This is a genomic window from Nocardioides sp. NPDC006273, assembly GCF_040613495.1.
Lineage (GTDB): Bacteria > Actinomycetota > Actinomycetes > Propionibacteriales > Nocardioidaceae > Nocardioides.
The window spans coordinates 112,275-136,555 of record NZ_JBEXSD010000005.1; the positions used below are offsets into that span (position 1 = coordinate 112,275).

At 68.5% G+C, this 24,281-nt stretch carries 21 protein-coding genes; 10 read left to right on the top strand and 11 right to left on the bottom strand.

Features of this window, described 5'->3' with window-relative positions:
• Positions 1-4 precede the first annotated feature (4 nt).
• Genes ABZZ22_RS04080 through ABZZ22_RS04090 form a run of 3 tightly spaced genes read right to left on the bottom strand, consistent with a single transcriptional unit; the run spans position 5 to position 2,394 of the window.
• Positions 5-667, bottom strand: coding sequence for a response regulator transcription factor (locus tag ABZZ22_RS04080; protein ID WP_354927066.1), 663 nt, complete (start codon positions 665-667; stop codon positions 5-7).
• Positions 664-1,866, bottom strand: a complete 1,203-nt coding sequence (locus ABZZ22_RS04085; protein ID WP_354927067.1) for a histidine kinase — start codon at positions 1,864-1,866, stop codon at positions 664-666. Before ABZZ22_RS04085 ends, ABZZ22_RS04080 begins: the two co-directional genes overlap by 4 nt.
• Before the next feature lie 27 nt (positions 1,867-1,893).
• A complete protein-coding gene (locus ABZZ22_RS04090) occupies positions 1,894-2,394 on the bottom strand; it encodes an SRPBCC domain-containing protein (RefSeq protein ID WP_354927069.1) in 501 nt (166 codons plus the stop codon).
• 74 nt (positions 2,395-2,468) lie between these two features.
• Between ABZZ22_RS04090 and ABZZ22_RS04095 the strand changes: the two genes are divergently transcribed.
• A complete protein-coding gene (locus ABZZ22_RS04095) occupies positions 2,469-2,960 on the top strand; it encodes a helix-turn-helix domain-containing protein (protein ID WP_354927071.1) in 492 nt (163 codons plus the stop codon).
• A 49-nt stretch (positions 2,961-3,009) separates the two neighbouring features.
• Here ABZZ22_RS04095 and ABZZ22_RS04100 read toward each other — a convergent pair whose 3' ends face one another.
• Positions 3,010-4,653 carry an acyl-CoA dehydrogenase family protein gene (locus ABZZ22_RS04100; RefSeq protein ID WP_354927073.1) on the bottom strand — a complete coding sequence of 548 codons (1,644 nt, stop codon included), beginning with the start codon at positions 4,651-4,653 and terminating at the stop codon, positions 3,010-3,012.
• Positions 4,654-4,716: 63 nt separating this feature from the next.
• Between ABZZ22_RS04100 and ABZZ22_RS04105 the strand changes: the two genes are divergently transcribed.
• The 3 genes from ABZZ22_RS04105 (at position 4,717) to ABZZ22_RS04115 (ending at position 7,742) form a co-directional block, all read left to right on the top strand.
• On the top strand, positions 4,717-5,439 hold the full coding sequence (locus tag ABZZ22_RS04105) for a PaaX domain-containing protein, C- domain protein (RefSeq protein WP_354927075.1): 723 nt from the start codon (positions 4,717-4,719) through the stop codon (positions 5,437-5,439).
• Between the two features lie 148 nt (positions 5,440-5,587).
• The gene (locus tag ABZZ22_RS04110) at positions 5,588-7,318 is read left to right on the top strand and encodes an ATP-binding protein (RefSeq protein WP_354927077.1); all 1,731 of its coding nucleotides are present in this window, start codon (positions 5,588-5,590) and stop codon (positions 7,316-7,318) included.
• 205 nt (positions 7,319-7,523) lie between these two features.
• Positions 7,524-7,742 (top strand): amphi-Trp domain-containing protein, encoded by a 219-nt coding sequence (locus ABZZ22_RS04115; protein WP_354927079.1) that lies wholly within the window; start codon positions 7,524-7,526, stop codon positions 7,740-7,742.
• Positions 7,743-8,023: 281 nt separating this feature from the next.
• Here the strand turns inward: ABZZ22_RS04115 and ABZZ22_RS04120 are convergent, their stop codons facing one another.
• The 3 genes from ABZZ22_RS04120 to ABZZ22_RS04130 all read right to left on the bottom strand — a co-directional run bounded on the left by ABZZ22_RS04120 (position 8,024) and on the right by ABZZ22_RS04130 (position 10,296).
• Positions 8,024-8,734, bottom strand: coding sequence for a hypothetical protein (locus ABZZ22_RS04120; protein WP_354927081.1), 711 nt, complete (start codon positions 8,732-8,734; stop codon positions 8,024-8,026).
• A 12-nt stretch (positions 8,735-8,746) separates the two neighbouring features.
• Positions 8,747-9,190: a hypothetical protein gene (locus ABZZ22_RS04125; RefSeq protein WP_354927083.1), complete on the bottom strand. Its 444-nt coding sequence runs from the start codon at positions 9,188-9,190 to the stop codon at positions 8,747-8,749.
• 137 nt (positions 9,191-9,327) lie between these two features.
• Positions 9,328-10,296: a 1,4-dihydroxy-2-naphthoyl-CoA synthase gene (locus ABZZ22_RS04130; RefSeq protein WP_179660120.1), complete on the bottom strand. Its 969-nt coding sequence runs from the start codon at positions 10,294-10,296 to the stop codon at positions 9,328-9,330.
• Between the two features lie 55 nt (positions 10,297-10,351).
• Here ABZZ22_RS04130 and ABZZ22_RS04135 point away from each other — a divergent pair, with 55 nt between their 5' ends.
• From ABZZ22_RS04135 to ABZZ22_RS04145, 3 genes are read left to right on the top strand one after another with little or no spacing between them, the layout of a single operon-like run.
• On the top strand, positions 10,352-10,813 hold the full coding sequence (locus ABZZ22_RS04135) for a nitroreductase family deazaflavin-dependent oxidoreductase (RefSeq protein WP_354927085.1): 462 nt from the start codon (positions 10,352-10,354) through the stop codon (positions 10,811-10,813).
• A gap of 59 nt (positions 10,814-10,872) precedes the next feature.
• A complete protein-coding gene (locus ABZZ22_RS04140; RefSeq protein WP_354927087.1) occupies positions 10,873-11,484 on the top strand; it encodes an amino acid-binding protein in 612 nt (203 codons plus the stop codon).
• A 7-nt stretch (positions 11,485-11,491) separates the two neighbouring features.
• Positions 11,492-12,073 (top strand): DinB family protein, encoded by a 582-nt coding sequence (locus tag ABZZ22_RS04145; RefSeq protein WP_354927089.1) that lies wholly within the window; start codon positions 11,492-11,494, stop codon positions 12,071-12,073.
• A gap of 8 nt (positions 12,074-12,081) precedes the next feature.
• Here ABZZ22_RS04145 and recD read toward each other — a convergent pair whose 3' ends face one another.
• Genes recD through recC form a run of 3 tightly spaced genes read right to left on the bottom strand, consistent with a single transcriptional unit; the run spans position 12,082 to position 20,533 of the window.
• A complete protein-coding gene (gene recD, locus ABZZ22_RS04150) occupies positions 12,082-13,839 on the bottom strand; it encodes an exodeoxyribonuclease V subunit alpha (protein ID WP_354927091.1) in 1,758 nt (585 codons plus the stop codon).
• The gene (locus ABZZ22_RS04155; protein WP_354927093.1) at positions 13,836-17,144 is read right to left on the bottom strand and encodes a UvrD-helicase domain-containing protein; all 3,309 of its coding nucleotides are present in this window, start codon (positions 17,142-17,144) and stop codon (positions 13,836-13,838) included. Before ABZZ22_RS04155 ends, recD begins: the two co-directional genes overlap by 4 nt.
• 2 nt (positions 17,145-17,146) lie before the next feature.
• On the bottom strand, positions 17,147-20,533 hold the full coding sequence (recC, locus tag ABZZ22_RS04160) for an exodeoxyribonuclease V subunit gamma (protein ID WP_354927095.1): 3,387 nt from the start codon (positions 20,531-20,533) through the stop codon (positions 17,147-17,149).
• 105 nt (positions 20,534-20,638) lie between these two features.
• Here recC and ABZZ22_RS04165 point away from each other — a divergent pair, with 105 nt between their 5' ends.
• Entirely contained in the window at positions 20,639-22,027 is a 1,389-nt protein-coding gene (locus ABZZ22_RS04165) for a hypothetical protein (RefSeq protein ID WP_354927097.1), read from the top strand.
• Positions 22,028-22,041: 14 nt separating this feature from the next.
• Here the strand turns inward: ABZZ22_RS04165 and ABZZ22_RS04170 are convergent, their stop codons facing one another.
• The gene (locus ABZZ22_RS04170) at positions 22,042-22,623 is read right to left on the bottom strand and encodes a hypothetical protein (protein WP_354927099.1); all 582 of its coding nucleotides are present in this window, start codon (positions 22,621-22,623) and stop codon (positions 22,042-22,044) included.
• 166 nt (positions 22,624-22,789) lie between these two features.
• Here ABZZ22_RS04170 and ABZZ22_RS04175 point away from each other — a divergent pair, with 166 nt between their 5' ends.
• Both ABZZ22_RS04175 and ABZZ22_RS04180 read left to right on the top strand, forming a co-directional pair.
• On the top strand, positions 22,790-23,191 hold the full coding sequence (locus ABZZ22_RS04175; protein WP_354927101.1) for a hypothetical protein: 402 nt from the start codon (positions 22,790-22,792) through the stop codon (positions 23,189-23,191).
• 3 nt (positions 23,192-23,194) lie between these two features.
• Complete coding sequence (locus ABZZ22_RS04180; protein WP_354927103.1) at positions 23,195-24,214, top strand: hypothetical protein; 1,020 nt, start codon at positions 23,195-23,197, stop codon at positions 24,212-24,214.
• Positions 24,215-24,281 lie beyond the last annotated feature (67 nt).

Genomic DNA, 24,281 nt, shown 5'->3' on the forward strand with positions numbered 1-24,281 from the left:
CCCGTCAGACGTGCGGCGCGACCAGGCCGCTCTCGTAGGCGAACACCACCGCCTGGGCGCGGTCCCGCAGGCCGAGCTTGCCGAGGATGCGGCTGACGTGGGTCTTCACGGTCTGCTCCGCGAGGAAGAGCTCGGCGGCGATCTCGCTGTTGGAGCTTCCTCGGGCGATGTTCTCGAGCACCTCGCGCTCGCGCTCGGTGAGCTGCTTGAGCCGCGGGTCGGCCCGCCTCTTCCTGGGCGCGCGGGCGAACTGCGCGATCACCTGCCGGGTCACCGACGGCGAGAGCAGCGCCTCACCGGCGTGGACCACACGAATGGCGGCCGCGAGCTCGTCCGGGGATGCGTCCTTCAGCAGAAACCCGCTGGCGCCCAGGCGCAGCGACTCGTGGACGTACTCGTCGGCATCGAACGTGGTCAGCATGATCACCTTGACAGCCGCGGTGGCCGGGTTGCCGGCCAGCTGCCGGAGCGCCTCGATCCCGTCCATCACCGGCATCCGGACGTCCATCAGCACCACGTCCGGGTTGGTACGCCGCACCACCTGCAACGCCTCGGAGCCGTCGGCCGCGGTGCCGACCACGTCGATGTCGGACTTGCTGTTGAGCAGCGCCACGAAGCCGGAGCGCACCATCTCCTGGTCGTCGACGACCACGATCTTCACCGTCACGGGGTCTTCCTACCGCGTTTGGGCAGTGTGCGCACCGCCGTTTGTGCCGGGAGCAGCGCCTCGACGACGAACTCGTCCTCGTCGCTCGCGCCCGCGGTGACGGTGCCACCGACGGCGCCGGCACGCTCGCGCATCCCGATCAGGCCGTGACCTCCGCCGGTGGCCTCCTTGTCGGTGGCCGGGGCGGTGCCGTCGAGACCGTTGGCGACCCGGATCCCGAGGCCCTCCTCCCCCATCGTCAGATCGACGCCGACCGGCTCGCTGGGGGCGTGGCGGCGGGCGTTGCTGAGCGCCTCCTGCACGATCCGATAGGCGGCGGTGCCGACCTCTGGAGCCACATCGGTCAGCTCCGGGAGGTCGCCACGCACCTCGACCCGCTGCCCGGTCCCGCGGGCCGAGTCGAAGAGCTCCGCCAGTCCGTCGATGCCCGGCACGGGGACCCGACCCGACTGGCCCTCCTCGGTGCGCAGGACGTCGAGCACCCCGCGCATCTGCCGCAGCGCCGAAGCCGCGAGGTCGGCGATCTCCGCGAACTCCGCCTCGGCCGCCGGGCTGACGTCGTCGACCCGGTGCGGCGCCGATCTGGCCTGGACGGTGATCAGCGACATGTTGTGGGCGATCACGTCGTGCAGCTCGCGGGCGATGCGCGCCTTCTCCTCGACGACCGAGCGACGCTCGTGCTCCTCCCGCAGCGCACTGCGGCTCTCGGCCAGCCGTCTGGCCACGGTGGCCAGGGCGCCCAGCAGCAGCGCGAGGGAGGCGAAGTTGGCCACCTCCACGAGCGAGGCGAGGAAGCCGTTCTGCCAGGCCAGTCCGACCACGGCCAGGACCACTCCGGCGGCGACCTGGATCGCCAGGGTGATCGCCGCCGGCCGCCACCCGGCGACGAGGGTCAGCACCACCAGCACCAGGAGCTGGGTCAACGTCGGCGGCGCCACCATCCACGGCCAGCCGTCCGGGCTCTGCCGCGCGACTGCCAGCGCAGCCACGGTGACCGCCACCAGGGAGAGGCCGGCCGCCTCCACCGGACGCCGGAGCGCCAGCGGAATCGAGGCGGCGTGGGTGAACCCGATCAGCAGAGCGACACCGCCCGCGACCTCGTAGGGGTCGGTGGCCAGGACCGCGGCCTCCACGATCCCGAGCACGAGCGCAGCGAGATAGATCGCCAGACGGCCTCGCCCGGTCCAAGTGGAGAGCATGCCTCAGTAATACCAGGGCGATGCGCGCTATCGGCCCACTGCGGCGACGTTCTCCTCCTCGGTCCGGATCAGGCCCTCGCCCGATTCGATCCGGCCCTTCAGGCTGACGGTGATGTAGTGGGTCCAGGCGTCGTAGCAGACGTCGAAGCACTCGTCGCCGCGGCCGAGTCCCTCGTGGGTGAAGGTCACACGAGTCTGCTCGCCGTCGCTGACGATGTCGAAGCGGCCGGTCGTGCCGACCCACTCCGTCTTGTCCGCGATGAAGTCGAGGTAGCCGTCGGTGAACTCCCACACGACGCGCTCCCCCGGGATCAGCTCGCTCACGCGCTGCTTGGAGAAGTGGATGTTCGGCACCAGATAGAACCACTCGCCACCGACCTGGTCGGTGGGTCCGGCGATGTGGTGCCCCCACCAGGAACGTACGTCGTTGATGGCCTCAAACGCCTCCTGAGGTGTGGCATCGACGGTGAAGGTTGCGGTCAGGTCGCTCATGGCGGTCTCCTCGATGTCGGCTGTGAGTTGCATCATGCACTTGCATCATGCAAGCACTACCGTAGCCACATGGACTTTCATCATGCAAGCGACTTGCTAGAGTCTTCACCGTGCTCGGAAAGACGTACGACGGCCAGATCTGCTCCATCGCCCGATCTCTGGAGATCGTCGGCGAGCGCTGGACCCTGCTGATCCTGCGGGACGCGATATTCGCCGGCGTCACGCGATACGGCGACTTCCAGCACAACCTCGGCATCTCCACGAACATCCTGAAGACACGCCTCGCCTCGCTCGTCGAGGCCGGCCTGATGACGCGTGACGACGCCGGGGACTATCGGCCGACCGCCATGGCCCAAGGACTACGTCCCGCGCTGATCGCGCTCACCGAGTGGGGCGACACGTGGTTCGCCCCTGACGGCCGCCCGATCGACTACCTCCATGCGGACTGCGGCGAACCCGTCCACGTCGAGGCGCGCTGCGAGCAGCACGGCGCCATCCCGCCGGACGACGTGGCGGTCCGCCCTGGACCGGGCATGCCCGCGGAGTACCTCGCCGCCCGACGCCCGCAGACCCGACGGGCCATGCCTCGCCCATCGCCATGACAGGGGGCCCGCCCGACCCTCACGCAGGTTCGACTCCGTACGAGGCGAATCAGGCGGGGAGCGCTCGCTCGATGATCGCGTCGAGATCCCCGCGTGGCGACAGCGTCCCGAAGGCTCCGCCCCAGTCCCGGCCGAGACGCGAGGCGCAGAAAGCGTCGGCGACGGGCGCCGGTGCGTGCCGGACGAGCTGGGAGCCCTGGAAGACCAGGGCCATCTGTTCCACGATCCGTCGCGCCCGGAGCTCGAGGTCGTCGAAGGAGGCGAACTCCTTCTTCAACCGGTCCAGTGCGGCGTCGTAGCGGGCGTCGGCACCGGAGGCGAGCTCCGCCTCGGCCATGAACGCGTCCAGCGTGTGCGGCTCCTTCGCCAGCGCTCGTAGGGCGTCCAGCGCCGCGACGTTGCCCGACCCCTCCCAGATCGAGAGGAGCGGCATCTCTCGATAGATGCGTGCGACGTCGAAGTCCTCGATGTAGCCGTTCCCGCCCAAGCACTCCAGGGCCTCGTTGACCATGTACGGCGCCCGCTTGCAGACGTAGTACTTCGTGACCGCCAGCGCGATCCGGCGCAGGGAGGCCTCGGCCTCGTCGCCCCGAATGGCTCGGTCGTTGGCGCCGGCGAGCCGCAGCATCGCGGTCGTCGCCGCCTCGGACTCGACCTGCAGATCAGCCAGTACGTTGCGCATCGCCGGCTGGTCGACCAGCAGCTTGCCGAACGCCGAGCGATGCTGGGCGTGGTGCGCCGCCATGGTCAGCGCGGTGCGCATACCGGCCGAGGAGCCGACCACGCAGTCGAGGCGGGTCATGTTGACCATCTCGACGATCGTGCGCACCCCGCGGCCCTCCTCGCCCACGAGCCACCCGGTCGCCGCGTCGTACTCGATCTCGGAGGAGGCGTTCGACCTGTTTCCCAGCTTGTCCTTCAGCCGCATGAAACGCATCGCGTTGCGTTCGCCACCGGGCAGGACGCGCGGCACGAGGAAGCAGGAGATCCCGGCGGACGTCTGGGCGAGGGTGAGGAACAGGTCGCTCATCGGCGCGCTGGTGAACCACTTGTGCCCACGCAGGACGTACGTCCCGTCGGTCTGCGGGCTCGCGGTCGTCGTGTTCGCGCGGACGTCGGATCCGCCCTGCTTCTCGGTCATCGACATCCCGGCGATCAGACCGCGCTTGGTCTCGGGGTCCCGCAGGCCGAAGTCGTACTCCCGATTGGTGAGCAGCGGCTCGAACCTCGCGGCGAGCTCGGGGTTGGCACGCAGCGCCGGAACGACCGCGTAGGTCATCGAGATCGGGCAGCCGTGGCCCGCGTCGACGTTCCAGGCGAAGAACTTCGCCGCCCGGGCGACGTGGGCGCCGGGCCGATCATCGACCCAGGGAGCAGCATGCAGACCGTTCTCCACCGCGGTGGTCATCAGCTGGTGGTACGCCGGGACGTACTCGACCTCGTCGACGCGGTGTCCGTAGCGATCATGGGTGTGCAGACGCGGCGGGACCCGCTCGGCGAGCCGGCCCCAGTCCTGCGCCTCGGCGGTCCCGGCGAGACGGCCCACCTCGTCGATCTCGGGGAGCGCCCACGCCGCGCCCTCGCGCTCGACGCCCTCGCGCAGGACCGGGTCACCGGCCGTGTTGTGGCCCACCAGCGGCGGGACCTGGTTGCTGACCACATGGGTGGAGTGGGGCTCGTGCGTGCTGGTCATGGTCATCATGTTACAGAAATAACGACAATCGTGTGCATAAACGTTGCATGAGAGGATGCCCGGGTGGTTACCGCGCGCGACGAACTGGCTCCGCTCTCCGCCCGATCGGCGATCCTGAGCCTGATGCTCGGCGCCCACCCGAACCCACTGACTCCGGCCGATCTCACTCGCGCGGGCCAGCTCTTCGGCATCGCGCCGGCGACCGTACGCGTCGCCGTCACCCGCGCCGTCGGCGACGGCGACCTGCGCCGGACCGACGCCGGCTACCGGCTCGGCGAGCGGCTGATCCAGCGGCAGACACATCAGGACGAAGCTGTGCACACGGCGGACAAGCCGTGGGACGGCACCTGGGAGATGGCCGTCGTCGTGACCACCGGTCGACCGGGGCCCGAGCGTGCCGTCCTGCGCGATGCACTGAAGGCGCACCGGCTCGCCGAGCTCCGCGAAGGGGTCTGGACCCGGCCGGCCAACCTTCAGCGCCCTCGTTTCACCGATCCGGTGCTTCAGGCGTTCACGGCCACCCCGGCGCAGGACTCCCGTGATCTCGCCGCCTCGTTGTGGGATCTCGCCGGCTGGGCGCGCGAAGGTGAGCGCCTGCTCGAGCGCCTGTCGACGACGTCCGAGCCCGCTCTCCGGCTCGCCACCGCCGCCGCGATCGTGCGGCACCTCAGCGCCGACCCGCTCCTTCCCGTCGAGCTCCGCCCCGCGGGCTGGCCCGCAGCAGAGCTGCGCGAGACCTACAGCGCCTACCAGCGCGAACTGAGCGAGCTCGCCGCGCTGACCTGACCTGATCAGCCGAGCTGTCTCTATGTCTCTTAATAAGAGACATAGAGACACCGCTAGCAACTCTCCCAATACAGATCAAGCCGCTGATAGAGTCGGATAGAGTCTGAGAGAGTCGGTGGAGAGAGTGTCAGAGTCGAGCTTGGAAACAATGGTCGAGCGACTTCGTCGGCTCGGGCTGGAGCCGACCGAGATCGAGGTCAAGGCAGCCGTAGGAGGTTTGCCCAAGACTGTGGTCGAGACACTGAGTGCGTTCGCGAACGGTGATGGCGGAACTCTCCTGATGGGCCTCGATGAAGATGGCTTTCTGCCGGCCGGCGGGTTCGATGCGGCAAAGATCCGCGACGCACTCGCCAATGCCTGTCACCAGAAAGTCACCCCACCCATTCGATCTGTCATCGAGATCCTCGAGTTCGAGGGGGCTCAACTGGTCCGACTCGATGTCGAGGAGATCGACCCCATCGACAAGCCCTGCTTCGTTACCGAACGCGGCGAATACAACGGCTCGTTCATTCGCGGAGGCGATGGCGATCGACGGTTGAGTCGATATGAAGTGACACAGTTGCTGTCGAACCGTAACCAGCCAACCCATGATCAAGAGGTTGTCGTCGCCGCAGGCATGGACGACCTCGACCCTCGCCTCGTCGAGCAGATGCTGCGTCACGCGGCCGAACGATCGCCACGCGCATTCGATGGTGTCGAGCCGATGACGGCACTCAAGAGGCTCGGCGCCATTCAGGATGTCGATGGCACCGCACGTCCCACACTCGCGGGCCTCCTGAGTTTGGGCATCTATCCCCAGCAGTTCTTCCCGCAGCTCTTCGCGTCCGTGATCGTCTTACCCACTGCCCAATTGGGCGACTTAGGGCCCGAGGGCGAACGTTTCCTCGAGAACGTCACCATCGATGGCCCTATACCTTTGATCCTCCACGAAGTTGCGACAGCGCTTCGACGCAACATGAGCCGGGCAGCGATCGTCCGCGGACTGGGCCGGGAGGATCGCTACGACTACCCGACCGAGGTGATCCGCGAACTGATCACCAACGCGCTCATGCACCGCGACTACAGTCCGGAGAGCCGCGGAACCCAAATCCAGATCGAGCTGTACCCGGACCGGCTCGTCGTCAAGAGCCCGGGCGGCCTGTTCGGCGGCGTCACCATCGATCAACTGGGAGCCGCCCGGATCGAGTCCAAGTCGCGCAATGCAACCTTGGCCAAGCTTCTCGCCGATGTCCCCCTTCCTGATCGCCCGAACGAGACCATCGCCGAGAACCGCGGCTCGGGCTTGGTCACAGCTGTGGCTGCACTGCGCAGGGCGGGCATGTCACCACCCGAGTTCGATGCCGAGCCAGGTCGGCTCATGGTCACCGTGCCTCGCACCGCCCTGCTCGCACCACAGACCATCGAGTGGATCACGGGGCTCGGCCTGCCCGATCTCACAGACCCGCAGCACCTAGCTCTAGCCATCATGCGTAGTTCTGGTCGCGTCAGTGTCGGCATGCTGCGCGCGTGGGGGGTGAACGACACCGACGCCCGCCGAGCGGTGCGCGACCTCATGGCCCGCGGTGTCGCCGTACGGACCGGCGGCAAGCGGTACGCCAGTTATCGCCTGATCGAGGAGGTTGATCAACTCCCTCTGCCTGGACTCGAGGATCCCGCCGGCCCCGATGACTCCGAACGGACGGGGATCGAAGCCGAGCTGGATGTCATCGTCCAGGCAATCCGCGCTGGCCATACGACCTCACGAGGGCTCAGCGAGCACCTCACCATGGGCTACCAGACCGTGCTACGTCGTCTGCGTGAGTTGGAAGACCGCCGCGTGGTCGAGCCGACCCGACCGAAGCGCAGCAGCAAGCAGAGCTACCGCATCATCGGTGAATGACCCAGCTTCTGGGTGACGCCGGCCCCCGTGTCGGCTGGTAGGTTCCGACGCTGACTGCCAGGCGCTCCGCACCACATCGACCGGGTGTTGTTCTTCAACCTTCGGTCCGGCGACGGGAAGGCGGAGCGCTTTGAGCCGCCCGGGGCTGGCGCGAATCGAGCTCGGCCGAGATCATGCAACCTCAACGCCATAACAAGGAGTCAGCATGGACCTGATGGAAGTCACGGAACGGGCGAGGCTGCGTCGTGAGGAAGCGGCTGCTCGCCTTCATGCCCTAGCCGACGCGCTCGCCAGCAACAACGAGGTCGAGTTCGAAAGAGGAGGGCTGCGCTTCAAGGTGCACGTGCCCGACGAGGTCGACTTCAAGCTGGAGATCGAGATAGGGGACGACGAGCGCGAGATCGAGATCGAGTTGAAGTGGTGACAGAAGCAGGCGCCTTTCCGGACTGAACTTCGGCGTCCCGACAGAAGAGGTCGCGCAGTTGAAGTGAGCGTGTCGGGCTCATCCTGCGGCGTTGGGCTTGTCAGCAGGTTTCCCGCGGGGGCACGGCACGCTCAGCGACTGGCAACTACCATCGCCGACATTGTGCGACTGACCTGCGCAAACGTGAGAGCCGTCAGCTGGACCGAGGTGCACTGCATGAGCGAGTCAGACTACCGCGCGCTCGTCGGTCGAGCCCGCGAGGCAGCTCAGACGCCCCACAACTAAGCGAAGGCACTGCCGATCGGAAATTCCGCACGGCATTCAGGGCAGATCGCCGTTCCGAACAGCTGGCGAAGTTTCTCAGCCACGAGGGCGCGGTTGTTCGCCACTGCGAGCGAGATGAGCCGCTGTTCGATCGGCACGAGATCTTCCGCCGACTCGACTGTCGTCGCCGGTCGGGATGCGTCCCAACACGTCACCGTGGCCGGGAGCCCATCGATGCGGACGAGCAGGCTCTCGCCGCAGTTGACACAATCCAGCGGCACCTCGCCGTCCGCGAGGTAGCTGAGGGTCCTCGACCAGACTCCCCTGCCCTCGAAGGCCGCCAAGGTTTCAAGCCCATAGATGAACTCGACGTCATCCTTCGCGAGTTCGAGGCAGCGTTCAGCGACTACGCGCAGTTGACCTACCTCCTGGGCGTGCTGATCGCGCATCAACTCCGCGCTCTCCGGAGCGTCGTTCGAGGCAAGGATGGAGCCGACCAACTGGAGCGGAGCCATGTAGCCGCGCGGCTCTTGCCGGAGACACATCGCGGCCAGAGAGGGCACCGCGGCGTAGCTCGCGGAGTACACCGTCCCTTGATGGCAGATGTAGCTCCAGAGGTCACCCCATGCCTCGCCGAAGTCAGCACCAGCCTCTTCAGCTCGACGCAGAAGTTCGGGAACCCTCTCGGCGCTGCCGTACGCGCACTGGAGCGCCTGCCAGTCAGTCATCTTCGGGTCGCCCTACTCGTAACCGGTCGCCGCAGCGATCAACTCCGCGAACAGCGCCCAAGAGGCCCCTTCTTGGACCTCGGCAGCACGCCCATTGACACGGGTGAGCGCGAACGCAGCGAGTCCGTCCAGGAATCGCTCCAGCGTGTTGTTCTCCCACTCAGCACGGCCCGACTCGGCGAAGTCCGCGATCACCCCGACGACAAACTCACCGAACTCATCACGGGTCGTTGCCTCAGGTTCGACGTGAGTTGCACGACCGGTAGTCCATGACGGGTTGTCCATTGACTCAGCAAGGTCGCCGAACTGTGTGGCGAGCCGCTCGAACATCTGGCCGGGTCCACGCAGTTCCAAGGGCACCATGTCGGCGCGCTCGGCGATGTTCCGAATCGCGAGCACCTCACCCCGCGTCAGCCGGACGTCAGCGCCCTCGCTGCCTACTGAGGAAATGTCCACATGCGAAGTGTGGCATCCGACCGTCCGGCGTCGTACTCAACCACATCGATCGCGATTCTTGCCACGCATCAGCCACGCGCGGGGTCTTAACAGGCCTCTGACCTGCGGGGCTCGACGGGCTCGACCACCGGAGTCGATCAGTAGTACCAGGGGTAGGGCGACCAGTCGGGCTCGCGCTTCTCCAGGAACTGATCGCGACCCTCCTGGGCCTCGTCGGTCATGTAGGCCAACCTGGTGGTCTCGCCGGCGAACATCTGCTGGCCGACGAGGCCGTCGTCGAGGAGGTTGAAGGAGTACTTCAGCATCCGCTGAGCCGTGGGCGACTTGCCGTTGATCTTGCGGCCCCACTCGAGCGCGACGTCCTCGAGCTCGGCGTGGGGCACGGCGCGGTTGACGGTGCCCATGCGGACGCCGTCCTCGGCCGAGTACTCCTCGGCGAGGAAGAAGATCTCGCGGGCGAACTTCTGGCCGACCTGGCGGGCGAGGTAGGCACTCCCGTAGCCGCCGTCGAACGAGCCGACGTCGGCGTCGGTCTGCTTGAAGCGCCCGTGCTCGGCGCTCGCCAGGGTCAGGTCGCACACCACGTGGAGCGAATGGCCGCCGCCGGCGGTCCAGCCCGGGACGACGCAGACGACGACCTTGGGCATGAAGCGGATCAGTCGCTGGCACTCGAGGATGTGCAGGCGCGCCATCTTGGCCTTGTCGATCGGAGTCGGTTCCTCCGCGCCCGTCCGGTCGGCGGCGTACGCGGACTGACCGGTGGTCGAGCTTGTCGAGACCTCGTACTGGTAGCCGGCCTTGCCGCGGATGCGCTGGTCGCCACCGGTGCAGAAGGAGTGCTTGCCGTTCTTGACCGAGGGGCCGTTGCCGGTGAGCAGGACGCAGCCGACGTCGGCGGAGATCCGGGCGTGCTCGAGCACCCGCAGGAGCTCGTCGACGGTGTGCGGGCGGAAGGCGTTGAGTACGTCGGGCCGGTCGAAGGCGATGCGTACGGTGCCGTGCTCCTTGGCCCGGTGGTAGGTCAGGTCGGTCAGATCCTCGAAGCCCGGGACCTCGTCCCAGCGGCTCGGGTCGAACGTGTCGGAGACTCCTTCGATGGCACTCATGGGGTGAGGTTATCCGGGGTTGGAATAGCCACGGCGATCGGCTGTTATGGAGGACATGACCGAACTGCAAGGTGAATACGTCCCGAGCACGGCAGACTGGGTGCGCGAGCAGGTGGCCGCGTTCGAGGCCTCCGACGGCGCCGAGGCCAACGTCCTCGAGCGCGACGGCAAGCCGATCATCCTGATCACCAACCGCGGCGCCAAGACCGGCGCCATCCGCAAGACCCCGCTGATGCGGGTCGAGCGTGACGGCCGCTACCTCGCGGTCGCCTCCTGGGGCGGCTCCGACCAGAACCCCGCCTGGGTGGCCAACTTCCGCAAGTACCCCGACATGGTCCTCCAGGACGGCGCGTCCAAGAAGCCGTACGTCGCTCGCGAGCTCGCCGGCGAGGAGCGCGAGGAGTGGTGGGCCCATGCGGTGAAGACGTGGCCGACGTACGGGGACTATCAGCCCAACACATCCCGGGTCTTTCCGCTCTTCCTGCTCGAGCCCGCCGACGAGCAGCCCGCCAGTTGACCGGCGTGTAACCGCGAGAGTGCCACGACTGTCGGTTCGCGACGCTAGGGTCTAGGGCCATGCCGTTCCTGCTACGCGTCGACCTGCCCGACATCCCGGGTTCCCTCGGCCGCCTCGCCTCCGCCATCGGTGAAGCCGGTGGCGACATCGAGGCGATCGAGATCGTCGAGAAGAACAAGGTTGACGGTAGAGCCGTCGATGACGTGCTTCTCGAGACCCAACCGGGAACGATGCCGGACTCCATCGTGTCGGCATGCAACGAGCTCGACGACGTGCACGTCGTCTGGATCTCCCGCTACGCCGCCGGAGGCAACCTCTTCCTCGATCTCGAGGCCGTCGAGGACCTCACCGAGAACGCCCACGAGGCGCTCGATCGACTCATCGACGTGCTGCCGCTGACCTTCCGCGCCGACTGGGCCATCCGCGTCCACCGCGTCAAGGGCATCAGCCGGTCCACCGACGGCTCGCCCGAGAACGTCCCCTTCATCGAGCTCGACCGCCCCGAGCGGATCGAGGTCGAGGGCGAGGACGAGAACATGTTCGCCGGTGCCCGCATCGACGGCAACGAGATCGTCCTCATCGGCCGCCGCGGCGGCCCCGACTTCCTCGACTCCGAGCTGGCCCGCCTCGGCCACCTCGCCTCGCTCGCCACCTCCATCGCGCGCTCCTGACACCGCGATGGTTGCCGACGCGGACCCGAAAGAGACGCTGAAGCAGCGCCTGGACAACGCTCGCAACGCCCTGATCGGGAAGGTCGAGGACCTTCCCGAACGTGAGGCCCGGATGCCGCGCACGCCGACTGGCACCAATCTCATCGGCATCGTCAAGCACTGCCTCAACGTCGAGGCGATCTACCTCGGCGACACCTTCGGGCGGCCGTTCCCGCAGACCGACGAGCTGATCGCGCTGGACCGCTACGAGGTCGATCCGCAGGCCGACTGGTACGCGACCCAGGACGAGACCGTCGCCGGCATCGTCGACCGCTACCGCCGGGTGATCGCGCACGCCAACGCGACCATCGACGCTCTCGAGCTGGACGCGGTCGGCCACGTCAAGCACTGGGGCGACACGCCCGTCACGCTGCATGAGATCGCGACCTACACCTACGGCGACATCGCGCAGCACGCCGGCCAGGCCGACATCCTCCGGGAGGGCATCGACGGTGCCGTCGGCTGGATGTCGCGCGACCACAACGTACCCCCGAACGTCGACTTCCCGGCGTACGTCGCGAAGCTGACAGCGCTCGCGGAGCGCTTCTGAGGCTGCGCTCAGTCGTGGCCCAGCCGCTGCCGGAGACCGGAGGCGCGCTGGGCCCGGCGGGTGATCGCGGCCGTGACCGCGTCGGGGGTGCCGACGATGCGTACCCGCTCCTGCGCCCTGGTGACCGCCGTGTAGAAGAGCTCGCGGGTGAGCAGGGGCGAGTCGTCGGGCGGGAGCAGGACGGTGACGGATCTGGCCTGGCTGCCCTGCGACTTGTGGACGGTCATCGCGTGCAGGGTCTCGATGTCGCCGAGACGTGAGGGCGAGTACGACGCGCCGCCCGCGATCGCGACCCGAAGATCACCGCCGGCGTCGGTGTAGGTGACGCCGGTGTCACCGTTGAAGAGTCCGAGGCCGTAGTCGTTGGCGGTGACGAGCACCGGGCGGCCCGGGTACCACTCGTGGCCCCAGCCGATGCCGAGCGCCTCCCCGGTGGTCTCAGCGAGGCCGCGCTCGACCAGCCGGTTCCAGTGGGCGACGCCCCAGGGGCCGTCGCGGTGGGCGCAGAGCAGACGCGACTCGTCGAGCATGCGTACGCAGCGCTCCGCATCACCCGCGAACGCGGCCTCGTGCAGGGCGACGGCGTGCGCGACGAGGTCGCGCTCGACCGCGGCCATCATGGCCTCGTCAGCAGGGTCGACCAGCTCGACCGCGGGGTCGCCTCCGTTGAGCACCTCGAGCGCGGCGTCGGCGTCGCCGTCCCGCAGCGCCGCCGCCAGCGCGCCGATCGCGCCACCGAAGCGGTGGGTGGTGCGGAGCGCGGCCACGGCGTCGGGCGAGCGCACAGCGAGCCCGGCGACGAGGTCGGAGAGCACCGCCCCGGCCTCGACACTGGCCAGCTGGTCGGGATCGCCGACGAGGATCAGGCGCGCTTCCGGGCGCACCGCCTCGAGCAGCCGGGCCATCATCGTCAGCGAGACCATGCTCGTCTCGTCGACGACGATCACGTCGTGCGGCAGCCGGTTGGTGCGGTGGTGCTTGAACCTCGTCGACGATCCGGGTCGCCAACCGAGCAGCCGGTGAAGGGTCGAGGCGGTCAGGCCGGAGAGGCGAGCACGGTCGGCCCCGGTGAACTGCGGCGCCAGCTGGGCACTCTCGACCGCCTCCTGCAGCCGCGCGGCCGCCTTGCCGGTCGGCGCGGTCAGCGCGACCCGCAACGGCGTCGAGGACTGCTCGGTGAGCAGCGCCAGCAGGCCCGCCACGGTGGTCGTCTTGCCGGTGCCGGGACCACCGGTGAGGACCGTCGTGGACTGCCGGGCGGCGGCGAGCGCGGAGGCACGCTGCTCGGCGTAGCCCTCTCCTGGGAAGAGTCGGGCCGCGGTCGCCTCCAGCAAGGCCTCGTCGGCCACGGGCCGGGGCGAAGCCAGGCGGGCGAGCAGATCGTCGCGTACCTGTCCTTCCTCGCGGTGATAGCGGTCGAGGTAGAGCAGGCCGTCCTCGACCTGCACCAGTGACTGGGCCGCCAGGGGGCTGTCGGCGACGGCCTCCAGCCAGCTGGCGGCGGCCGGCCACGGCAGTGTCTCCTCGGTCTCCCGCAGCGCGGCCAGGTCGACGCACACCGAGCCGTGCCGGATCGCCCGGACGGCCAGCGCCACCGCCAGCCGCACCTCGTCGCGCGTCTCGCCCGCGAGCGTGGCCGCACGGGTCGCGACGTGGACGTCGGCCGCGGTCAGCACGCCCTCGCGGTTGAACGACGCGAGCAGGCCGGTCGCGGACCGGGCCAGGCGTGCGTCGAAGGGATCCTGGGACTCCCAGCGCTCGATCATGCGGTCACCTCGTCTGGGAGCGTTCCGTCCAGCAGGTCGGACAGCGCGATCGCGAGAGACGCGGGTGGCTGCCAGGTGAAGACGCCGGTCGGGATGCCGTCGACGACGGGGGTGTCCGGACCGAGCATCCCGCGTACGTAGAGGTAGAGCACCCCACCGAGATGCATCTCGGGGTCGTACCCAGGTAGGCGCCAGCGCAGGAAGCGGTGCACCACCGCGGAGTAGAGCAGCGCCTGCAGCGGGTAGTGGGAGTGCAGCATCGCCTCGGCCAGCCTCGGCTGGGTGTAGTCCATCGCCTCCACCCCCAGGAAGTTGGTCTTGTAGTCGACGACCACGAACCGGCCGTTCGGCAGTCTCAGCACCACGTCGACCGAACCGGTCAGATAACCCCGCAATGACTGGTCGCCCAGCGGCGGGGTCTCGAGCCGGTCGGCGTACGTCACCATCGGGTCGTCCACCGGAAGGCGAGCGCGCAGCAGCGGGGCGAGATCGCGCAGACGTACGTCGGGAGCGCCCGGCCCGCGGGTGTCGCCCCCGGCCAACGGGATCTCGAAGTCGAGCTCGCGCAACCGGTCGCGCAGCGGGATCTGGGCCAACGTCAGCCCGTCGGCCGCGGGTCCGAGCGAGGTGAGGTTGAGCGGCAGCATCGCGGTCGCGAGGTCTTCGGCCGAGGCCGGGACCGGCCACCAGCGCAGCTGCTCCCGGGTCCTCGTCAGCAGCTCTTCGGCCAGGTCAGGGGCCTCGGGGTCGGTGTGCTCCAGGACCGCGTGGACCAGCGACCCGAAGCCGGCCCCCTTGGGCAGCTCGGCCATCGGCGAGAGGTGCTCCTCAGCGGTCTCGACAAGCTCGCCCACCGATGCCGAGAGGTCGGCCTCCACGGCGATGGGCTCGTCGTCGGTGCCCTCCACCTCCGGCTCAGAGGTCGCGACCACGCCTTCGTCGACCCGGATGAGCCCGGAGTAGGACGTACGCCGCCACTCCGCGTCCACCTCACGGGTGAACGCCCGGGCGGCGAGCAGGCCGGGCGACGCTGCTCGCACCGGCGGGGCTGCTGCCACTGGCACCGCCTCCTCGGCCACCGGGCCGCCGTGGCGCGCGACATTGCTCAGCAGCGTTGCCGCGTCCTCGTCGCTCGGCACAGCGACGCTGTCCGGAACCACCGCTTGGCCAGGACCTCGCCCGAACAGCAGCCGGTGGAGACCGCCGGTGGCGGTGTTGGCCGTGGGCGCCCACCATGCGACGACCTGCGACTGCGCTCGGGTCAGCGCGACGTAGAGATCGCGCAGCTCCTCGCCGATCTCCTCGCCCTGGTGTCGGGCCAGGTTCTGCGGCCACTGCGCCCCGGTCCGGGTGACGTCGATGGTCCGCTGCCCGGAATCGTCGTGGAACCGAGCGACGTCGGGGTCGCGCACGAAGTAGTCGTAGGCGAAGGGCAGATAGACGATCGGGTATTGCAGGCCCTTGGAGCCGTGCACCGTCACGATCTGCACCGCGGCCGCATCGGAGTCCAGCCGCCGCGGCCGCTCGGTGGCGGCCGAACGCCGCCGCTCGTCGCGGAACCAGGTCAGCAGCGCCGGCAGCCCGAACGAGTCGCGCACCGCGATGTCGTGGAGTAGCTGCCCCAGATGACGTACGTCGGTGAGCAACCGCTCGCCGTCGGTGCGCCCCAGCACGCGCGCAGTGAGCCCGCGCTCCTCCGCCGCCTCGATCAGGGCGGCGACGCCCCGGCCACGCAGCAGCAGCGCCCAGCCGCGCAGCGTGTCTGCGATGCGCGAGGTCAGCGCCTCCCCGCCCGCGTCGAGCTCGGTGGCGGTGTAGCCGAAGAAGACGCTCAGCCCCGCGGCCCGCACCAGCGGCGTCCGATGGGGCGAGTCGAGCGCCTGCAGGAGCGCGAGCCAGTCCTCGCCGGCGGGAGTCAGGAAGACGTCACCACCGCCGGCCATCACCGCCGGGATGCCGTGCTCCTGCAGCACCCGCTGCACCAGCAGCCCGTGGGAACGCACCCTGACGATGACCGCGATGTCCCCGGCCTGCACCGGAGCGTCGCACCAGGTCGCCCCGGAGCCGAGCAGCCCGGCGATGTCGCCGGCGAGATCACGGGCGATGTGGGCGCGCGCGGCGCCGGCGGTGATCATCTTGCCGCGGGTGAGCTTGAAGCCGCCGCGGCCGACCCGGCGGATCCGGAACGGCGCCGGGTGCGGGGCCCCGACCAGCCTGGAGCCGTCGTGATGGGCCTTCACGTCGTGGACGACGATCTCCGACGATCCCAACGCCGCGCCGCGCAGGACCACCTGGAGCCGCTCGACCAGCGGTGCGTCGCTGCGCCAGTTGGTGTCGAGCGTGGCCTGCGTCTCGGCGGCCCGGGCGGCGGCCAGATAGGTGAAGACGTCACCGCCGCGGAAGGCGTAGATCGCCTGCTTCGGGTCGCCGATGAGCACCAGGGTGGCGTGGCCCTCGAAGGCCCGCGAGAGCACCTGCCACTGCACCGGGTCGGTGTCCTGGAACTCGTCGACCAGCACGATCCGCCACCGCTGCCGCATCCGCGCCCGTGCCGGAGCCGCTGGGTCCTCGAGCGCGACCGCGAGCCGGGAGAGCAGGTCGTCGTAGGACATCACACCGCGCATCTGCTTGCGCCGGTCGACCTCCGCCCGAACCTCTTCGGCGAACCGCACCCGTGCTCCCGCGACCGGGTCCTCGACCGGCGCCGGGGCCAGGACGGACTGCGGGTCCTCGACCGCGGTGCGCGCCAGGCCCAGCGCGTCGTCGCGGTCGAACGGTGGCCGCTCCCGCGCCTCACCGAACCACTTCAGATAGAGGTCGTCGACGACCTCGACGACCAGCTCGTCGAGCGAATCGACCAGCTCGGCGCCGGCGTCGGTGTCACCGGCCACGCCCAGCGAGCGCAGCACGAGCTGACAGAACTGGTGCGTCGTCGCGATCGTCGCCCCGTCGAACGAGGCGAGGGCGTCGCGCACCCGCTCGTGGCGTACCCGGATCTCGTCGTCGGAAACGTCCAGGAGCAGCTCGAGGTGGGCGTCGAGCGGTGTCGGCCGCCGGCCGCGGACAGTCTCCGCGAACGCTCGCTCCGCCTCGACGAGGTGGGCACGCACCCGGTCGCGGAGCTCCTGGGAGGCGGCGCGGCCGAAGGTGATCGCCAGGATCTCGTCGAGCCTCGCCTGCCCCTCGATCACGTAGCGGGTGACCAGGGCGCCGATGGTGAAGGTCTTCCCGGTGCCGGCCGATGCCTCGATCAGCATCGTGCCGGTGGGCAGCGGGCCGGTCAGGTCGAAGGGAGTGAACTGCATCGTCACCAGCTCCCCTGCTCTGCCTTGAGCAACGGTGACCAGACCCGCATCGAGAGCGCGCCGAAACGGGACGTCTCCCCGTCGAACTCCTCGCCGGGCTCCGGAGGATCGCCCAGCCCGGGGATCGCGGACTTCGCACCCCAGGCTCGCACCTGCTCCACGTCGGACTCCTCACCCTCGTAGCGGCTGTCGTTCCACTCCCAGCCGGCCTTGTAGAGCGCGTCGTCGATGCCGGCCTGGGTCCGTCGCTGGCGCGCGTAGGCGAACGAGGTCTTCAGCGGCAACGGCAGCGGTGCGGTCAGCCCTCGGTCGCGCAGTCGCACCAGGTCACGGAGCACGTCGATCGCGGTGTGGTCGAGCGGGCCGAGCTGGGAGAGCCCGAACGGCGTACGCGACCTGGAGTTCGCCGGACGCCCCAGCGTCCAGGCGCTCCAGGGCCGGTCCTCGTCGGCGGCGGCCAGCGCGACCAGCTGCACCCATGACTCGATGCGCTGCCTGGCACCCAGCCGGGAGTACGTCACCGGGGCGAGCCGGTCGCCGAAGACCTGAGGGACGGTGCCGGTCAGCCGTCTTCCGTCGCCGAGGTCGACCTCGACGTCGACGGCCCGCGCCTGCCCCGTGGAGATGCCGACGTGGCGCACCCGAAGCGCCTCGGCCGCGATCGGCTTCGCCTTGGTGATCACGTCGGTGAGGATGCGCCAGCCGAGCCACTTCGGCGGAAGTACGCCGCGGCGCCACTCCTGCTGGGTCGCCTGCTCCTCCGACATCCCGGCGAGCAGGTCGTGGAGCAGCCGGTCGCCCACCGACCACTGCCCCAGTCCGTCGAGCTCGACCGGCAGCGCGTCGGAGAGCGGGTCGTCGTCACGCGGAAGCGCCATCTCCAGCCGGTCGCGGAAGAACGCGCGCACCGGCGCGCGGTAGAAGCCCAGCAGTTCCTCGAGCGTCACGTCCCCGGTCTGCTGTGGCGCCAGCGGGGCAGGCAGGAGCTCGGGCGGCTCGACGCGCTCCGAGAGCGCGGCATTGGCCCCGGCCGCGGCGGCCTTGTCGAAGGAGAAGGAGTGACCTGTCACCAGCACCCCGGGCGTGAGGTTGCGCGCGTCGAACGGCTGCAGCGGGTGCCTGGTCGTCACCGCCTCCGAGACCGGCTTCCCGTCTGCGGTGACAGCGGTCGCGTCCAGCGTGTCCAGCAGCTCTCCCAGCGGGACGGCGGGCGGCCGTGGCTGCCCGGAGTACTCGTTGGCGCCCGTGTAGGTCACCACCAGCGTCTCGGTCGCTGCCAGCAGCGCGTCGAGGAACAGCTGCCGGTCCTCGCTGCGCGGGTCACGCTCCCCGGTCTGCGGGTCACGCGCCAGCAGGTCGTCGCCGTCGGTGATCCCGACCCTCGGGAACACCCCGTCATCGATGCCGAGCAGGCAGACCACCCGATGGGGCACCGACCGCATCGGCACCAACGTGGAGACGGTCAGCGTCCCGGTGCGGAAGTTGGCGCGCGTCGCACGCCCGGCCAGCCGCGCTCCCAGCAGCGCCCGTACGTCGGGAAGTCGCAGCTCTTCGACCTGCTGGCCTGCGGCGGCGTCGCGCACGCGGGACAGCTCTCTGGTCACCTGGCCCGACTGCCACTCGTCGTTGGTCGAGACCGCTGTCAGCGCGGCGACACCTTCCTCGATGACCTTCAGCCAGTGCGCCAGCGGATGCACCCCGGCCAGCTCATCGGTCACGTCCTGCAGCCGATCGACGAGCTCGGCGAACTTCCCGGCCAGCTCGACCGACCCACTCCCCACGTCGTCGAGCGGCAGCGTCGTGTCCAGCCAGGTCGCGGAGTCCTCGGACATCGCCACCCCGGTGAGGATCCGGTCCATCCCGAAACGCCAGGTGTTGGCGACGTACGTCTCCAGCCCGAAGGGCTCGCGGTGCTCCGCATCGAAGCCCCATCTGATCCCGGCGTCCTTGGCCCAGTCCTCGAACTGCTCCAAGGCGTCGTCGTTGAGCCCGAACCGGCGCCGCACCGGATCGAGATGAGCGAGGTCGAGTACGTCGCTCACCCCCGCCCGGCCGCCGGCCAGGTCGAGCAGCCTGGTGGCCACCTCCAGGAGCGGGTTCGTACGCGTCAACGACCGGTCCGCCAGCTTGACCCGCAGCCTGTGGCCGGGGTGTCCGGTCTCACCGGTCATCTCGCCGAGGCCGAACCCGGCCTCGATCAGCGGCGCGAAGGTCTCGATGTCGGGGCACATCACGAGCACGTCCCGCGGCTCCAGCGTCGGATCATCCTCCAGCAGCCCCAGGAGCACCTCCCGAAGCACCTCCACCTGCCGCTCCCCGCCGTGGCAGGCGTGCACCTGGATCGAGCGGTCCTCGGGCTCGAGCACCCGCTGCGCTGCTTCTCCGACCGTGTTGCCCCGGATGTCCTCCTGCAGCCAGGAGAGCAGCCGCCCGTCGGTTGAGCCGCGAGCGCCAGCGAGCGTGTCGAAACCAACACAGTCGTCAACCGCGGCCAGGTCAGCGAGACTCCGCTGCAGCTCCCGCGTATCCCGCCCCAACGTCGCCAGCAGCGGATGCCCGACCACATCGTGCGACCGATCCGCCGTCCTGGCGACCGCCCCGTCCTGCCCTGCGAGCGCCTGCCACAGCGCCTCGGACGGATGCGGCAACCACAGATGCACCTCCCGGTGCTCCCCCAGCGCCGCGACGAGCTCGATGTCCGTCACCGAGAGCCGAGTGTGCCCGAACAGCGAGACCCGTTCCGGAAGCTCGAACTCCCCCGGCGCCTGCTTCAGCCGCTCGACCGTCTGCGCCTGCCGCTCCACCGGCGTCGGCCCGCCGACCATCTCCGCGACGGCCCGCCACAACGGCGGCTGCCACGCCAGATCGTCGGCGATCTCAGACCCGAGCCCGTCCGTGTCCCGCCCCGCGCTCCAGTCGGCGACCACCGCCGGCCGCTGGTCCGCGTACGCAGCGAACAGCCGCGCCAGCCGCCGGGCCAGGGCCAACCGCCGCCCCCCCCGACGTACGCCTTCCTCCGTCGTGTCCCCATGGCCCAAATGCACCGCGAGCGACCTGGCCCACGGCTCGTCCAGCGACGCGTCGATCGCCGCCAGCACCGGCCACGTCAGCGACTCCGGCGCCCAGGGATCTTCGTCCCCGGTGCCCACGACCTCTGCGAACAGCGACCACGGAGACCGGAAGTCGACCCCGGCACAGATCCCGTCCGCGCGTCCTGCCGCGGCCCCCAACCGATGCGAGAGCCGCTGCGACAACCATCGCTCCACCCCCCGCGCCGGCACCACCACGACCTCGGTCGCGAACGGATCCCCCGACGGCACCGACAACAGCTCGCCGAGCGAGTCGGCGAGCAGATCGGTCCGCGGCGCGCGGTGCAGATGTACGACCACAGACCGCAACCTATCGGTCAGCGCCGACAGGAATCTTCAGGGCTCAGCGGCCCCGAAGCGTGTCTAGAATCCGGCGTACCGATCTCGTCCGCGATATTTGACGCCATGAAGATTCGTCTCGGAATCATCGCCATCGCGTTGGCGCTCTCGGCGTGCGGCCTCTCGCCCTCGACGACATCCGCTCCCAAGAGTCCGAGCACCCCTGAGTCGTCGGTGCCTCCCACGCTCCAGCCCGGCGAACCCCCGTACTACCAGCCGCTGTGGACGCTGAACGACCTCGGCTTCAAGATCGATGTGAGCACGCAGTTCGAGGTCGTCGGCGATACCGCCCTCATCCGTACCGACCTGCTCCCCGAAGCCGCGAAGGAGCACGCGCCCGAGGGGATGGATCCGGGCGAGTACGCCGACAGCGAGTGGCTGGCAGCGGTCGACATACCGAGCCGCAAGGTGATTTGGGAGATGCCCGTCGACAGGTTCTTCATGGTGGATGAACTCACCAAGTACCAGGCGATCGTCGATACGTCGGATCCCGCGCTGTACGCCGCTGACGGCAAGGTGGTGATCGGCTTCCGGGGCAACAGCAACGCAACATCGGCCAAGCTCACTGGGGTAGCCAACATCGACCCAGCCACCCTGGAGGTCAGATGGGCAAAGCCTTACAAGCCAGTCGTGGACCGCCAAGGAATCACGGTCAAGCGGCAATTCGTCGGAGCGCACGACGGCCTGATCATCCAGACAATCGACGAGTACACGGGTGGCAGCCTCGACGGAGAGCCCAAACGCACCCGGTTCCGCACCACTCAAGCGTTCGATGCGTCCACGGGTGAGGTCGCGTGGGAGCGAAAGAACCTGTTCGCCATATCCGTCTCGAACGGAGTCGTCCTAGCCCGTACGCTGCCCGACGATGCCACGGCGGAGAACGGGTCGCCGTTCGCTGCTGTGGACGCCACCACGGGCAAGACGATGTGGCAGACCAAGTGGCGCACGAATCTCTTCGGCGTCTCCAAAGACTGGGTGATGTTCGACCGCGACGACAACGACGTCAGGAAGAACGACCCGAACAAAGGCGTGTACGCGCTCGAGACGGGGGCAAAGAAGGTCGGCTTTGCCAAGAACGAGCGCCCGGCCCTTCCAACAGGCGGACGCGGCGCCGACCGAATCTTGCCCGCCGGAGATGGTGTCGTGTGGGACGTCAGCGGTCGCGGCCAGGACAAGATCGGTTGGCTGAGCGACGGGGCCGACGCACCGGTTCGGCAGAACTACGATGCAGCGACCCACCTCGTATCGCCGGTCGTCGCCAACGGCCACCCCCTGACCTACGACTTCTTCGATCCGTGGACATTCCTCGATGAAGCTTCGAACCCAGTCGGAGACCCCCTGCCGTTCGAAACCCGTGATAACAACGTTGGTCTTTCGGGAAACTACCTCTACACGACACCGAAGGACACCGACTCATTCGACGCGACGATCACGCTGTATCGCCTGATCCAGTAGCCGCTTCGGCGCGCTCAGCCCTCGAACTTGAACGATGGCATGACCTGGTTGACCAGCTGGTCGATCTGCTTGGGGCTGGCCAGGTCATTGAGGAAAGTCCATGTCACGGTTACTGCGGAACCGTCGATGACCGCCCCGTAGGTGTCCACCGTGTTCGTGTCGTTTCCCTCCCGAACGTGGAAGAAGGTGACACCACCGAACTCGACATCGGCCAGACGCTTCGCCCCTGGCTGCCTCAACGTACTCGCTGCTAGGGCTTCGGTGTTTTCTGAGAGCGTGGTATCCGCATCCAAGAGCGCGAAGCCAGGCGAGTAGCCGAGATCGTCTTTGGGCGCACTGATGGTGATCCTCGATGACTGCGCCTGTTCGACCTCCCATTCAGCAGGAGCCGCCAGTTGGGCGCCGTTCAACTCCGCCAGTTGTGATTCCGTGGGCGACTCGGTGTTCGCCGTAGACTCCTCGGCTGTTGGCGACGAGGGTGTTCCGCCCGGTTCGTCGCCGGATCCGCCACAGGCGCCGACGACGGCGGCGAGGACAACTGTGCAAGCGATTGAGACGAAGCGGCGGGCAGCGGGGCCTGTCCGAGATGCAGTCATGCGGGACAGAGTAATGGGTTCGTCACTGCCGGATTGACAGTGACGACGGACGGCCGGGTGTTTACACTCTGGGTTCCGCGACGAACATACTCGGGAGGCCGACATGGCAGGTCCACGATCCACCGGGGTCGACGAGAACTTGGTCAACAGGATCAAGCAGGTCCTCATGGACTCCAAGGACGAGGTCTACAAGATCCACGTCGACAAGCCGGCAGCCGGGAAACTCGGCGGAAGCGCGAGCGCTCAAGGGCTCGAGGGTCTGATGAATGTTGCTACTGAGCGAATCAACTCGACCCTATCGGAGACCAATCAGGCGCTGGTCAACTTTGTCGACGGACTCGACGACGCCGTTCGTGCGGTCAAGAACGCCGACCAAGACGCAGCGAGAGATTCCCGAAACCTGATGGACGAGGCCGAGAGCTTGATCAGCAAGCCCTTCTTCGAGAATTTGGTGAAGGATGACCGCCTCAACCTTCCTGACATTCCGTTGCCCTTCTTTCCGCTGTCCGCTGAGGCATTGGAGCAGATCGCATCTCGCTCCGAGTACGGCCAAGACCAGGAGGGCTGAGGAATGGCTGCGGTCAAAGGCACGATGATGATCGTGCTTAAGGAGTACATTGCGAACGCTGACCCGGACGACGTTGAAGCGCGCATCCAGCAGTGGGCCGACGCACGAGACGCCCTTCGAGAGGTCGCAAGGAATCTAGAAGACGCGGAGAAAAATGTACCCCGTGCCTTCGAGGAGACGTCACTCACGACAGGCGCCGCAACCAACGCGTTTCGGGACTCCTCGACGAGGCTCCGCGAGAAGGTCAAGCAGCTGGACGATGCGATCAAGGCTCTCAGCCAGGCCCAAACCACCACACGAAACGCCCAGAGTATTCACGACCAACTCGAGCTGTCCCTCCCTGTCTCCCACGGCCCGGCCCCGGACTCCTCGGACGCGAAGTACGCACAGAGCGGAACCGGTGTCGACACCGCTCAGGCGGTCCAGAACCTGAAGGCGCTTCAGTCAGATCGCGCTGCCCACGCTGCCCGAGAACAGGCGATCGCGGATGCCGAGGCGGCGGCAGCCAAGCAGATCGAGGTGGTGGACAACGACAATTACAACGCTGAGCCCCCGGTGCGCGCGATCACGGATGAGCCTAGCTCTGACTCCGGAAGCGCTCCGGCGGCACCGTCATCTCCTGGTTCGTACAGCGAGGTTGCGGCTGCCCGCGCCCGGATGGCGGCGTACAACTCCGGGACTCTCTACCCAGGCGGCACGGGCCATGAGCTGATCGCCCAGGAGAAGGCGAACATCGCGGCGCACGAGGCGGAGAACAAGCCGGAGTGGAATGGCACCCAGTGGGTCAACGCCGACGGGTCGCCTGCGCCCTCGACGTCGTACGCGATGGTCGAGACGGCTGACGGGCTGGCCCCTCTCGGCGGCGGCACGAGCGGCATGTCCGCGCTCGCCATCGCCGGCGGTGGGGCTCTGCTCGGTGCCGGTGCGGCAAAGGCGCTCGCGAACAGAATCGCCGCCGGGTCTGCCAAGGCAGCGACGGCCGGCGCGGCGTCGAAGTCCATGCGATCTACCATACCCCCGTAAGGTATGAAGTCAAGGTCTCGGCAGGCTCGACCGCCGGGGACCACTCGACCCCCCGGGGACCGTCGGT